Source organism: Pedobacter sp. MC2016-24, from assembly GCF_015223055.1.
Lineage (GTDB): Bacteria > Bacteroidota > Bacteroidia > Sphingobacteriales > Sphingobacteriaceae > Pedobacter.
In genome coordinates this window covers 45,789-58,391 of sequence record NZ_JADFBX010000006.1, presented here as the reverse complement: position 1 = coordinate 58,391, position 12,603 = coordinate 45,789, and the positions used below count along the sequence as shown (strand labels likewise).

General features: G+C 41.0%; 12 protein-coding genes. 3 read left to right on the top strand and 9 right to left on the bottom strand.

What is annotated here, in order from left to right; genetic code table 11:
* Positions 1-50: 50 nt before the first annotated feature.
* From IM797_RS15740 to IM797_RS15705, 8 genes are all read right to left on the bottom strand, one after another.
* Positions 51-1,232 carry a FecR family protein gene (locus tag IM797_RS15740; RefSeq protein WP_194128110.1) on the bottom strand — a complete coding sequence of 394 codons (1,182 nt, stop codon included), beginning with the start codon at positions 1,230-1,232 and terminating at the stop codon, positions 51-53.
* Positions 1,233-1,287: 55 nt separating this feature from the next.
* Positions 1,288-3,957 carry a glycoside hydrolase family 78 protein gene (locus IM797_RS15735; RefSeq protein ID WP_194128109.1) on the bottom strand — a complete coding sequence of 890 codons (2,670 nt, stop codon included), beginning with the start codon at positions 3,955-3,957 and terminating at the stop codon, positions 1,288-1,290.
* Between the two features lie 61 nt (positions 3,958-4,018).
* Positions 4,019-4,609 (bottom strand): RNA polymerase sigma factor, encoded by a 591-nt coding sequence (locus tag IM797_RS15730; protein WP_194128108.1) that lies wholly within the window; start codon positions 4,607-4,609, stop codon positions 4,019-4,021.
* A gap of 127 nt (positions 4,610-4,736) precedes the next feature.
* On the bottom strand, positions 4,737-5,318 hold the full coding sequence (locus tag IM797_RS15725) for a TetR/AcrR family transcriptional regulator (RefSeq protein ID WP_194128107.1): 582 nt from the start codon (positions 5,316-5,318) through the stop codon (positions 4,737-4,739).
* A 70-nt stretch (positions 5,319-5,388) separates the two neighbouring features.
* Positions 5,389-6,138: an SDR family NAD(P)-dependent oxidoreductase gene (locus IM797_RS15720; protein ID WP_194128106.1), complete on the bottom strand. Its 750-nt coding sequence runs from the start codon at positions 6,136-6,138 to the stop codon at positions 5,389-5,391.
* A 77-nt stretch (positions 6,139-6,215) separates the two neighbouring features.
* Positions 6,216-7,481 (bottom strand): RNA polymerase sigma factor, encoded by a 1,266-nt coding sequence (locus tag IM797_RS15715; RefSeq protein WP_228098892.1) that lies wholly within the window; start codon positions 7,479-7,481, stop codon positions 6,216-6,218.
* Positions 7,482-7,483: 2 nt separating this feature from the next.
* Positions 7,484-7,825 (bottom strand): YciI family protein, encoded by a 342-nt coding sequence (locus tag IM797_RS15710; RefSeq protein WP_194128105.1) that lies wholly within the window; start codon positions 7,823-7,825, stop codon positions 7,484-7,486.
* Between the two features lie 10 nt (positions 7,826-7,835).
* On the bottom strand, positions 7,836-8,429 hold the full coding sequence (locus tag IM797_RS15705) for an FMN-dependent NADH-azoreductase (protein ID WP_194128104.1): 594 nt from the start codon (positions 8,427-8,429) through the stop codon (positions 7,836-7,838).
* A 368-nt stretch (positions 8,430-8,797) separates the two neighbouring features.
* On the opposite strand from IM797_RS15705, the gene IM797_RS15700 reads away from it, so the two are divergent.
* The 3 genes from IM797_RS15700 (at position 8,798) to IM797_RS28735 (ending at position 11,897) form a co-directional block, all read left to right on the top strand.
* Positions 8,798-9,256 (top strand): hypothetical protein, encoded by a 459-nt coding sequence (locus tag IM797_RS15700; RefSeq protein WP_194128103.1) that lies wholly within the window; start codon positions 8,798-8,800, stop codon positions 9,254-9,256.
* Between the two features lie 202 nt (positions 9,257-9,458).
* Positions 9,459-11,666, top strand: coding sequence for a hypothetical protein (locus IM797_RS15695; RefSeq protein ID WP_194128102.1), 2,208 nt, complete (start codon positions 9,459-9,461; stop codon positions 11,664-11,666).
* 171 nt (positions 11,667-11,837) lie between these two features.
* Positions 11,838-11,897 carry a DUF6496 domain-containing protein gene (locus IM797_RS28735; protein ID WP_370583089.1) on the top strand — a complete coding sequence of 20 codons (60 nt, stop codon included), beginning with the start codon at positions 11,838-11,840 and terminating at the stop codon, positions 11,895-11,897.
* 14 nt (positions 11,898-11,911) lie between these two features.
* Here the strand turns inward: IM797_RS28735 and IM797_RS15690 are convergent, their stop codons facing one another.
* A complete protein-coding gene (locus IM797_RS15690) occupies positions 11,912-12,310 on the bottom strand; it encodes a PleD family two-component system response regulator (RefSeq protein WP_194128101.1) in 399 nt (132 codons plus the stop codon).
* Between the last annotated feature and the right edge of the window lie 293 nt (positions 12,311-12,603).

The following is a 12,603-nucleotide window of genomic DNA, read 5'->3' as shown; positions in this document are numbered from 1 at the left end:
CAGGTAGGTTTTATTTTCATACATCGTTTAATATTTGGTTAAATATTTGGTTATTTGCTTACTATAATTTTGTTTTTACTAATGCTGAACTTAACGAGACCCGTTGACTGTAACATATCCAGTAATTGGGTGATATCTTTATAACGGGACAAAGTTCCCTCTAAACCGCTTTGCGGAATATCCCCTTTATATATTACCTCTACATCATACCACCGCGCTACTTTGCGCATGATGCTCTCAATGTTTTCATCCTGGAATTTAAAAAAGCCCATTTTCCAGGCTATTGCTTCCTCCAGGTCTGCTTTGCGAACATCAAGCCCCTGATTTGACAAAACCGACTGTTCGCCCGGCTTTAAGATGGCTTGTTCCATTTCTAAGGCTCCAGTTAAACTAACGCTTTGTACATTTACACGGCCTTCTATTAGGGTCGTTTTAACATTATTTTCATTGGGATAAGCACTCACATTAAAATGTGTTCCTAGCACTTCAACCCGCTGTCCTTTACTCTCCACGACAAAAGGATGCTTTTTATCCTTAGCAATTTCGAAATAAGCCTCGCCAAGCAATTCGACCTTTCTTGTCGCGTATTTTTGAAAACTCACCGGATATTTAATTGTTGAGGCCGCGTTAAGCCAAACCTCACTCTGGTCAGGTAAACGGATCCGATATGTTTCTCCATTTGCAGTAGAAAGTACATTCACCTGATCTGAATTTGAAGCTGAACCGATGATTTCATAAATAATCTGGCCATCTGCCGATTTTGAAATCTTTACGCCAGCCTCTTTCGCCAGTTCACCATTTGCAGCATCAGAAAGGACAATTTTCTTCCCGTTAGCGAGCGTAAGCGTCGCACTATTTTTGCCCGGTACAATGCGATGTGACACAGTAACCTGATGTTGAGGCAAAGAGAATTCCTGGTTAAAAAAGAACAAGCCAGCGGCCAATATAATCAAGCTACAGGCAGCAGCAAATATATATTTGTAAGTCAATGATTTTTTAGGCCTTGGTAAGCTATGCGAAAGAATGTTAGTCAGGATCTCCTGTTCATTTCTGATTTGCAAAACAGATTTATCTTCTGCCAGCACCTCATCCCATTGCTGATCCCAATGCATTTTAAGTGCCTGCTCTGCCCATTCATCCTGCAGCAACAGATCAAACTCCTTCTGTTCATCTTCAGAAGCTGTTTTTTGTTTGATCTTATCATACAGAAATATAATTCTATTTGGTTCCATTGTTATAAAGACACCATACAACCAGGCATCGGGGGTATTGAAAATAAATTAAAAATTATTTAGCCTCAGATTTCATACTGCATTCAAAATGATAACTACCAGAACCGATCTCCACACTACGGCTATTCCCATGGACATCTGACTTCAATGGATGCGGTAAAGTAACCGTGGCCCTGGTATTTACCGGAATTTGCACATCCAGTTTAAATAAACCGTTCTCTATTTTCCAGGACGAAACTACCCATCCATAAGGGGTATTTAGCTCAGCCCTGGCACTATTCAGACCTCCCCCTGGTTTGGGCTGGATCATCATTTTCTTATAACCGGGAGCATCCGGATCCGATTGAATACCCGCCACGTTCCGATACATCCAGTCACCTATAGCGCCATAAGCATAGTGATTATAAGAATTCATGTCGGGCGTTTGAAAACTTCCATTGGGTTTAATCCCATCCCATCTTTCCCAAATTGTTGTTGCTCCCATTTTTACAGGATATAGCCAGGAAGGATAGCTTTCCTGCATAAGCAGATCATAAGCCACATCTTCGTATCCATAACTGCTCAGCACATGACAGAGGTAAGGTGTTCCTAAAAACCCTGTAGTCAGATGATTTCCATAACTTTTGATATCTGCAACCAGCCGATCTGCTGCCGATGTGCGAAATGCTTCAGGGAGCAAATTAAATTGCAATGCCAATACATAGGCTGTTTGTGTACTTGAAACCAGCCTTCCATTTCCAGTCATATATTCTTTTACAAATGCAAGCTTTACATCATTAAGCAATCCGGTATATTGACTAACATCCTTGCTTTTACCCAATACCTGTGCTGCATTGATCAGGATTTGAACAGAATGCGCATAAAAGGCCTGTGCTATCAGGTATTTATCAGTCACCGCAGCCCTTCCATCATTATCATCATCCGGACGGTAAAATAGCCAGTCGCCGAAATGGAATCCTGTATTCCACAGGTTATTAATGGATTTAGACCTCATGTAACCAACCCATTTCTTCATACTTTCATATTGATCCTCCAGTAGGCGCTGATCACCATAAGCTACATACATGTCCCATGGCACAATGGTCGATACATCTGCCCACCCGGCAGAGGCACCATCAGTCCCACCCAGCACATTTGGGATCACATGAGGCACTAATCCATCCGCCTGCTGGTCAGCACTTAGATCTTTTAGCCATTTGCTAAAAAAACCAGCTACATCCATATTGTAAGCAGCCGTTTTAGCAAAAGCCTGTGCATCTCCTGTCCAACCCAAACGTTCATCACGTTGCGGACAATCAGTAGGTACATCTACAAAATTGCCCTTTTGTCCCCACTGTATGTTATGCTGCAATTGATTTAATAAAGGATCCGATGTAGAGAACCGCCCAGTTTCCTCCATATCCGAATAAAGCGCTACAGCGGTAAGCTGCTCTGGCTTTAACTCACCCGGGTATCCTTCAATCTTTACATACCTAAAACCCTGAAACGTAAAATGAGGTTCCAATACCTGTGTTGTATTTCCCTTAAGGATATAAGTATTTTGAGCTTTGGCTGTTCTCAGGTTTAAGGTGTAAAAATTACCATCCTTATCCAATATTTCTGCATGGCTTAGGGTAATCCTGGTTCCTGCCGGACCATTCGCCTTCAGCATTACCCAGCCCACCATGTTTTGTCCAAAGTCGGCCACTGTTTCACCTTTAGGCGTTTTAAATATTTTTAAAGCGCTAAATTGCTCGTGTTTTTTTACCGGGGCGCTGCTCATGCCGATCAGCTCTTCAGTGCCCTTTTTCAGCACGCTTACATTTTGCCAGGAAGAATCTTCGGTATACACTGGTTCTGACCAGCCGGTCTTTTCTAGTCTGGCATCGTAACATTCCCCATCATAAATATCGGCCGACATAATCGGCCCGTATGCGCTCTTCCAATCTTCATTCGTATTGATCGTTTCCTTTGTACCATCCGTATATGCGATTTCCAGTTGCATCAACAATGCCCTGGTATCTCCGTAAAAGCTGTGTTGTTTACCAAAGCCAATTCTCCCTTTATACCAGCCATCCCCAAGGGTCACCCCAATTGCATTTACACCATTTATTAAGGACGCAGTTACATCATAAACCTGATATTGAAGGCGCTTTCTATAGCTTGTCCAACCAGGTGAAAGATAGCTATCACCCAACCGCTTCCCATTAATATGAGCTTCATACAGCCCTTTTGCAGTAATGTACATGGTGGCAAACCTTATTTTCTTTTTTACGGTAAATGCTTTTCGGAAGAGCGGACTTCTTGCCGAAGTATCTTTTCCATAAACAGCTATCCAACTGGCAGTCCATTCTGAAGGCTTAATCCCCATTTGCCAAAACTTAACTTCGCTCCAGGCAGATGTATGCCCGTGGTTATCTTTGACCCTGACTTGCCAGAAATAGCGTTTTTTTGATTGCAATTGAGCTCCCGAATAGGGTACAAGAATAGATTGCTCAGTTTTGAGTTGATTACTCCAGACCAGTTCCTTAGTCAAATTTAGCTTTTCTGTCCCCACCCTGATTTCATACGCTGTCTGAAAAGTATTTTTGTCCGCTGATTTGATCTTCCAGCTAAATCTGGGGGTTGCTGTTTCTACCGACAAAGGGTTGTCTTCATGTTCAACCCTAAGCTCAGCTACACTAATCTGCTGAGCAAAACTGGCGGAACCCATTGTTAAAAATAACACCAGGATTAAATTTTTCATAGAAATGCGCTTCATACTTTATAAAGACACCAGCTGGTATACCACAGGGGGTATCCGAAGATTAAAAAAGTTTTATAATGATCAATACGGTTGCCAGTCCCGTGTGATTCCGCATGGTATTCCTTACAGAACGCAATGCAATTTTCATGTAGGACTGTACAGTCAAAACAGAAAGATTAAGCTGCCTGGCAGCCTCTTCATACTTAAGCCCCTGCACCTGGCACAGGTTATATACCTCACGCTGTTGCGCAGGCAACCTTGCGATGGCTTCTTCCAATAGGCCTTTGGCATCATTTAGCAGGATCGTTTCTTCAGTTTCATTACTCTCTTCCTGCCAATCTTCTGCAGCTGTTTTATTTTTACCAAGCTCCCGCCTCAATTTTCGCAATTGATTGTAACAACGATTCTTACACATCACCCGCAGGTAATTTCCAATGTGGTCTATCTTAAGCAATTCGTCACCTAACATCCATATCTTCAACATTACTTCCTGAACCAATTCTTCAGCAAGTTCCTCAGCGTCAAGAATACGATAGGCAAAAAGATAAACCGTTTTATGGTATCTGTAATAGAATAAGGTAAAGGCATGCTCATCACCCGCCGCTATCTTCTGAAGCAGTTCTTCATCGCTATAAAGCGGTTTTAAAACCATATAAAATAATATTTGGCATAAATGAGCATAAAGGCATAAACAACAAATCTATACATTTTTAAACAATGATACTTATTATTCGCCAAAAGTACATGAGCAGTAGTGTCTGCTAACCAGAGCTATTGGCTTAATCCAGCACGGTGACCGTTAGCTTAATGATATTCGAAAAGCTGGTAGCATCCGCGCTAGATTTTGCTGTTACCTGCATCCCCTTTACCGCATTGAAGATAAACTTAGCCAGAACCAAAGCATCCTGATTATTTTTAATTTCTCCTGTTTGCTGACCTTTTTTAATTACCTGAAAAAAAGCAGTTTCCATTTGTTTTTCATTTTGGCAAACCAGTTTACTTACCTCCTGATCATGTGGTGCCACCTCTATTTCAGCATTGACCATAAAACAGCCCTTTTGCTGTTTGTCACCCACTAATTCGTTGGTGGCCAACTCCATTAATTTAATCACCGTTTCTTTTGCAGATGTGGATTGATTGACAATTTCGTTAATTTTCACATTCCCAGCCCGCTGATAGCTTTCTAACGCTTTAAGAAACAGGGTGTGTTTATCAATATAGGTATCATACAAACTGGAACGACTAATACCCAGTGTATCCACTAAATCTTGCATCGATGTCGCGTTGTAGCCTTTGTGCCAAAAAAGTTGAATTGCTTTGGTCAGCACCTCATTCTCATCAAAATCTTTCGTTCTTGCCATAACCAGAAATAGCTTTGCTTAATACAGCAAAGCTATTCATTTTAAACTAAATTTCCTTAAACGGAGGTCATTACCTCACGCCACCACTTGCGATCAGGATTTCACCGGTCAACCACCGCGAATCTTCTGATGCAAGAAATACAGCGATATCAGCAATATCATCTGGATTACCACCACGGCCCAGTGGCGTAGAGGCAATAGCTTCTTTCTGGAAATCGCTACCAATAAAACCCGCAGTATGTGTACCTTCAGTTTCTACCATACCCGGATTGATTGAGTTGACACGGATATTTTTATTACCAAGTTCTTTAGCCAATACCTGTGTGATGGAGTCAACTGCACCTTTGGTTGCGGTATAAATTGAACTTGCCACTGGCGTAATGGCCGTTACAGCTGATCCGATATTGATGATACTACCGCCAGCTGCATTAAAATGCTTCAATGCGCCTTGTGTACTCAATAATAAACCAAGCACATTGGTATCAAACTGGCGGTGAAAATCTTCTGCTGTAATTTCTTCAATTGCACCAAATTGATAAACGCCCGCATTATTTACTAAGATATCAACCGGACCGAACGCTGTATTGGTTTCTCCAAATAACCGGGCTAGATCTGTCGCACTTGTTACATTGCCCTGAATGGCAACTGCTCTCCCACCCGCTGCGGTTATTTCTTCAACTACCTTATCTGCACCTGCTTTTGCCGAAGCGTAATTTACAACTACACTTGCACCCGCAGCAGCAAGACTTTTAGCGATACCGGCACCAATACCTTTCGATGCTCCTGTTATAACAGCAATTTTATTAACTAATTTTTTCATGTCTATCTTCTACCATCCCTTTATTGGAATAATCGTTCCACAAATATATAAGCTAATTTGGAACGATTGTTCCGTTATTATTTATTATTATTTAGGGATGACAAAAGCGTGTTTAACCGTTCTATTTCCTGTCTGAGTGTGTGCCGTTCTGTTTTGGATTTGGTCAAATCAATTGCCCTGGTATAATGCTGAACCGATAGGTTTATATCAATACCGGAATATAAATAGCCCAATAATTCGTGATAATAATTGCTCTCTGACAGATTTATTTTTTCCACTTCCCGAATTGCTTTCTCACAACTGTAAATTTTGGAGCATGCAAATGCCCTGTTCAGAGCAGTAACAGGCGAGTACTCAAGGAGCAAGAGTTGATCGTATAAAGGCAAAATATGCCTCCATTTAATTTCATCGACGGCTGCTGTATGCCAGTAAGCTATAGCTGCTTCCAAATGGTACCTTGAAATTTCCATGCCACAGCATGCATTCACCAAATGGTAATTCCCTCTATCAATAAGTGACCTGTCCCACAAGCTTTTGTCCTGTTTATCAAAAAGAATCCCTACCCCATTACGATCTGTCCTGGCATCCAATCTAGAACTCTGAAAGCACATCAATGCCAGTAAAGCATTGACATCTGGGGTATTGGTCAACACGTTTTCAGTTAGTAAGAGCGTCAACCTTACAGCTTCCGAGCAAAGGTCTTTTCTAATTAACAGGTTATTGGTCTTAGAAAAGTGGCCTTCATTGAAAAGTAAGTAAAGCGTTTTTAAAACGGTATCCAGTCCTGATCTGATATCCGCCTCGCCTAAAGGCCTGATCTGGAAATTTTCATTACGGAGCACGGTCCTCGCCCTATGCAAACGTTTTTTTATAGTTTCGTTCTTTGTCAAAAAAGCACAGGCTATTTCTTCTACGCTGAAACCGCATAGAATTTGAAGCACGAGACAAATCTGTGTCTGGGCAGAACTTGTTGTACCGCAAACTGTAAAAATCATTGACAACTGGCTATCGGCAATAATCTCGCTACTAAAATCAAAATCTCCCTCTATTTCAAACCCGCTAGCTTTTATATTTTCTTTGACCTGTAGTTCAAAAACGGCAATATGTTTAAAATAATCTTTGGTTTTGTTTTTAGCGACAGTATAAAGCCAGGCAACCGGGTTCTCGGGAACTCCATGGATTGCCCAATTTTCAGAAGCTTTCATAAAAGTATCACTCGCTATATCTTCAGCGACCTCTATGTGCTCCAATCCGAAATGACGGCACAAAACAGCCGTCATTTTAGCATATTCCTGCCGGAATAAATGTGGTAAAATATCTTGATGTGATGTTGCTTCTTCCAATACTAATCACGCTTTAAAACTTCTCGCACTTCTATATTTCCGCCGACCTTAAAAATCGGATTGCCCTTCGCCATTTCTACAGCTTCATCGATATCATCAACCTTGACAATGATATAACCAACTACAAATTCCTTAATTTCCGTATACGGGCCGTCGGTTACAACACTGTCGGATTTCACGGTTTTGGCACTTCCCCGAACAGGTAACAGCGTATTGCCTTTGTCCACTAATTTGTGCTGCGCAGCAATTCCGGCCAGCCAGTTCATCCTTTCCTGCATTTGTTCCGGCGAGGGTTTAAAGTCGGCAATATCTTTTAATCTGAAGATCAACATAAATTCTTTCATTTTTTCTTAATTATAAGTTTTTTAAAATTTCTTCATAGTTTTCTCTAAAATCAGGACTTGCAGTTCCTTCTATCCTGTAGGTGCAAAAATCGGTAATTCCAGTGTATGCATTGAAAACGGATTTGAGATACGGTTCAGTATAATCACTGCCACCGTCACTGTCCGATACCTTACCGCCAGAGGCAATTGCTAAAAATACCTTTTTTCCACCCAGATAACCGGTTCGTTGCCCATCGCTGTGATATCCATAAGTGACACCAAACCTGATCAGCTGATCAATCCAAGCCTTCAAGGGTGCAGAAATTCCTAAATTATGTACAGGAGTACCGATGACTATAAAATCTGCATTCTTAATTTCGTTAAGAATGGCATTGGCATACTGGAGTAGCAAATGATCATCGTTACTCATTGTACCCGGGTTCTTATAAAATACTTCAATCAGAGCCCGGTCTATAAATGGCGGAAAATCCGCTGCCAGGTTCCTTTCGACTATCGTATTTACCAATCGTTTATCTGTTAGTTTTTTAACAATGGCCGAGCTTAATCCCTGACTATAGGATCTGCTTCCCCGCGCACTAGAAATGATATGTAAAACATTTTTCATCCTTTTAAATTTTGTTATTTTGCGCTATAACGATTGGATTTTCGAAAAGGGGACAAGTCAATTATACATAATTTCGGAGTCAGGATAATCGAAACGCGAAATTTCACATTAACGGTTACTAAAAATACAGATAGCCAACGAGTCAATATGAAGATGCAAGTTAAAAAAGTAGCAACGAAAATTTTGTTGTGCCCTGCACATCCATAAAGCGACTACGTGATAAATGTTTTTTATCATAGTAAGTTTTATAAATACGAATACTTAAAACGGAGCATATTGATAGGTATTGAACCAAACTATTTTTTCTTACGGGATTTTTAATCATATTGCCTTCAATGAGCGCGTCGTAAACTGTTTAAACTAAGAGCATGCCTACCAAAAAAATTAAAAAGTGGATATTTATATTGCCTTGCCTGTTTTTAATCAACTGTAATACCCATGGCGATAATAAAAACCACTCAGGCAAAAAATCTGCTCAGGATACTGTGAAATCACCCGGTTCCGAATTCCAGGGAGAATTTTCATCAACGGTAGAAACGGAAGAGACGACTTCAGGAACTGCCAACATTACCTACAATTTTGTGATAAATTCTACTGTTGCAGTTTTGACAACGAACACCTATCATGAACCGATCAGATGTAACGGCAATTATAAGATCATTGAGAAAAACAGCATCCTGGAATTGTATTATGCAGGCAATGACAAAAATTGCAAATCGGAAAACGCCAACTTCAAGATCAAGAAAGAAAATGATAAGTATTTCATTAAGGGCTTAGGAGGAGAAGCCACAATCAATGACTGGATCCCATGTAGTAAAAGCAGATAAGTAACCTTTTAACTGCTACGATGTTATATTGGAACCACTATTAGCCGAATTTCATATCCAATTTTATAGCTAAGTAAAAAACCATTTTCAACCCTTAAAACTTATGCAGCGCATTTGATTTATAAAAAAAATAATAATTTGAAACAAAGCCCCCGGATCGATGTTCTTCAGCATCGAAATCAACCTTTGAATCTAGCTTGTTATGAATGGATTATCTCCCTGGGCATTATCCGCAAGTTCTGAATTAGCGGAAAGCCAAACGGCAATTTACAGCACAGCTGCCGGAAGTTTTGAATTTAAAGTGTACCAGACCACAGATTCCATCTGGCTTGTGGCCGGGTTGCCCAATGGAGGAAACGCTGCTTTCCGCGCAGCATTTAGTCCCGGCGGAAAACTCGAAGTAAAAAAAGCCGCAGAAAACGACCAGGGCATTTACATTGAATTACAAAGTGAAACTGGAAAACAAGAGGTCGAGATCAACATCAGTCAAAAAGAAACCCTTCCGGTACTCCGCTACACGACTACCCTAAAGCCAAAAAAAGATCTGCTGATCCCATATTGGCCAAAGGACATTCTGATGAACAGTAAATATGGTCCAGAAAACACAGCTGGAAAAATCCACATCAGCCAGGAAGGGACCCGTACAGGATTAATTTACTTCACGCAGACCAGGCCAAAGACAGCCTCCATCCTATACTTGCAAAACCTGACTGCCCTAAACGATTACTGCCAGCAAACTCAAACCTCCTGCGCCAATACCGTAGGCGGCAACTGGCCTGAAATGGGTTTTGCATTACCTGCGACAAAAGATCAACCCTTAAAAGCCGGCAAAGCAGTGATCATCAACGATGCCTTTATCGCATTCGATGATCAGTCGCCAAAAGACCAGTTTGCAACCAACCGCCTGTTTTTAAACCTGCTGGCCAGCATTTACCTACTACTTCCAAGACCAGAAACCAATTACCAAAACTGGCCGGAAATTCTGGATAGAGGATTAAAAGACCTGATCGAAAGTCCAGGATGCTGGAGCCAGGTAGCGGGACACAAGTACTTCAATGCCTATGTGAGCGACTATAACACGCCACCAGAAATCATGGTACAGCTTGCAGTGCTATTACCTCTGGTCGATTACGTAGAATGGAGCAAAACTGAACTTGAAGTTATCCAAACCGTTAAAAAAGGACTACCCGGGTTTTATGATCCCAAACTTGGCGTGATCAGCCGCTGGTTACCTGCAGCAGAAAATCAACTAGAGGGTGAAGAAGAACAAAAGGAACCTGGCGTCATGGACTCCTGGTACCTACATCACCCCCTTTTGAATCTTAGCAGACTTGCCCTCAAAGGTGACAAAATTGCTGAAAAACTATTCAAAGATTCGCTTGATTTCACCATCAAAGTCGCCCATCATTTCAATTACCATTGGCCTGTATTTTATAAAATCGATACGCTGGAAGTGCTTAAGGCGGAAACTTCCAAAGGCAAAGGCGGAGAAAAAGATGTAGCGGGATTATATGCCCACGTAATGCTTCAGGCATGGGAACTCACCAAAGAAAAACGCTATTTAAATGAAGCCGAAAAAGCGGCAAAAACATTACAGGAATACGGCTTTGATATCTTTTATCAAGCCAACAATACCGCATTCGCATCCGGTGCCCTTTTACGTTTGTACAAAATCACAAAAAATGAACTTTATCTGGAGCTAAGTTACCAATGCCTGGCTGCAATATTTAGAAATACACAAATCTGGGATTGCAATTATGGATATGGCAGGAACTTCCCAAAATTCTTTTCGCTGTTCCCATTAAACGATGCCCCTTACACTGCCGTATACGAAGAACAAGAAGTATTCTGTGCCATACATGACTATCTGAAACACGCCGAAGATGTAGAAATCCTGCCTTCCCTAAAACTACTTCTGGCCGAATACATCCGATATTTGGTAGATCGCGCCGTATACTACTACCCTACTATGCTACCCAAAGAAATGTTGGAAGAAAAGCCAAAAATTGGAGAAGTCGATCCTGAACTCTGGATCGCGCTGGAAGACTTGCAAGACGGCTGGGGAAAATCAGGCACCGTTGGGCAAGAAGTGTACGGTGCAGGCAATGCCTTTGGTATTCTCCCACGTCATTACATGCAAGTACCCGGCGAACCTTTCTTAATTTATGTAGACTACCCCACCTCCGGTTACAAAGCCATCAAGGGAAAGGATATTCATTTCTCTATTCTTGGCGACAAGCGCCTTCCCTGCAGATTGATGATTGTTAAAACAAAAAGCACCAAACTGCCGGCGCTTAAAATTAGCGTCAAAGGCGAAAAGGAACCCATAAAAGGTATCCAAACCAAAGATGGTCACCTGGAATATCAGCTGACAGGAGATAAGCAGGTTAGCATTCAATGGACTCACTAAAAACGTGTCAACTTAAAAATCATTGTTATAAAAGAAAAATCCCTATGAAAAATGAACAACAATCCTCACAAAATCCGGCGGAAAAATATCCGCGACCAGCTTTCCCCAAACAAGACCAGCCCGCACTCTAAAAAACGGAACAGGTAAAAATTCACCTCAAAAAAACAGGGTATCGCCATCGGCTTATCCGAAGCAAAAAAAGAAGGCGCAAAAGTACCAAAGAAAAAATGAACCAAAGCCGGCAATTAAACCGTTGGTAAAAGCGAGTTTATCTTTTGGACAAGTTCATCCAGATCAAAAGGCTTAGGGATAAACAAATCACAACCATAATCCCCCAAAGACAAAAAAGCCTTAGGTGCAGCAGAATAAATAATCACCGGGATATCCTGAGTACCAGATACACTTTTCAGCTGACTACAAAGCTCACCGCCATTAATCCGTGGCAACACGAAATCCAGCAGCACCAGGTCTGGCTGATACTCATCTACCAGAGGAAGAATATCCAATACATCATTAAAGATCGTATACCGATATCCTTCCTCTTCAAAAACCTCTTCCAATATATCTATAAGACTCTGATCATTTTCAACCACCAAAATCTTATAAGCAGAAGTTTTCGTTCTTTTATCGTTAATAACTAACATAGTTTAAAAATGGCAATAAACACATTTCGCAGACTATAACATTCCTTTTAGCAGATTGTTTGAGATTTTCATGGCCCATCACCATATCTGTCGTTTGAGGAACTGAACCACTTAAAATATGCAAATCAGTCTTTTTTAGTTAATTGAGCAACTTTGCCCAAGATCAACTAGGCAGATGATTTTTAACGTTTTAAAGCTGAAAGACAATTTTTTCAGCAAAATTTCACAAAATATAAAAAATACCCGCTCAACACCTTATAAATGGCACAATACATGCTCAGAGGCCTCCTATA

Coding starts and splice junctions, on each gene's coding strand:
- IM797_RS15740 (WP_194128110.1), bottom strand. CDS start 1,232: ATGGAACCAAATAGAATTATATTTCTGTATGATAAGATCAAACAAAAA.
- IM797_RS15735 (WP_194128109.1), bottom strand. CDS start 3,957: ATGAAAAATTTAATCCTGGTGTTATTTTTAACAATGGGTTCCGCCAGT.
- IM797_RS15730 (WP_194128108.1), bottom strand. CDS start 4,609: ATGGTTTTAAAACCGCTTTATAGCGATGAAGAACTGCTTCAGAAGATA.
- IM797_RS15725 (WP_194128107.1), bottom strand. CDS start 5,318: ATGGCAAGAACGAAAGATTTTGATGAGAATGAGGTGCTGACCAAAGCA.
- IM797_RS15720 (WP_194128106.1), bottom strand. CDS start 6,138: ATGAAAAAATTAGTTAATAAAATTGCTGTTATAACAGGAGCATCGAAA.
- IM797_RS15710 (WP_194128105.1), bottom strand. CDS start 7,825: ATGAAAGAATTTATGTTGATCTTCAGATTAAAAGATATTGCCGACTTT.
- IM797_RS15705 (WP_194128104.1), bottom strand. CDS start 8,429: ATGAAAAATGTTTTACATATCATTTCTAGTGCGCGGGGAAGCAGATCC.
- IM797_RS15700 (WP_194128103.1), top strand. CDS start 8,798: ATGCCTACCAAAAAAATTAAAAAGTGGATATTTATATTGCCTTGCCTG.
- IM797_RS15695 (WP_194128102.1), top strand. CDS start 9,459: ATGAATGGATTATCTCCCTGGGCATTATCCGCAAGTTCTGAATTAGCG.
- IM797_RS15690 (WP_194128101.1), bottom strand. CDS start 12,310: ATGTTAGTTATTAACGATAAAAGAACGAAAACTTCTGCTTATAAGATT.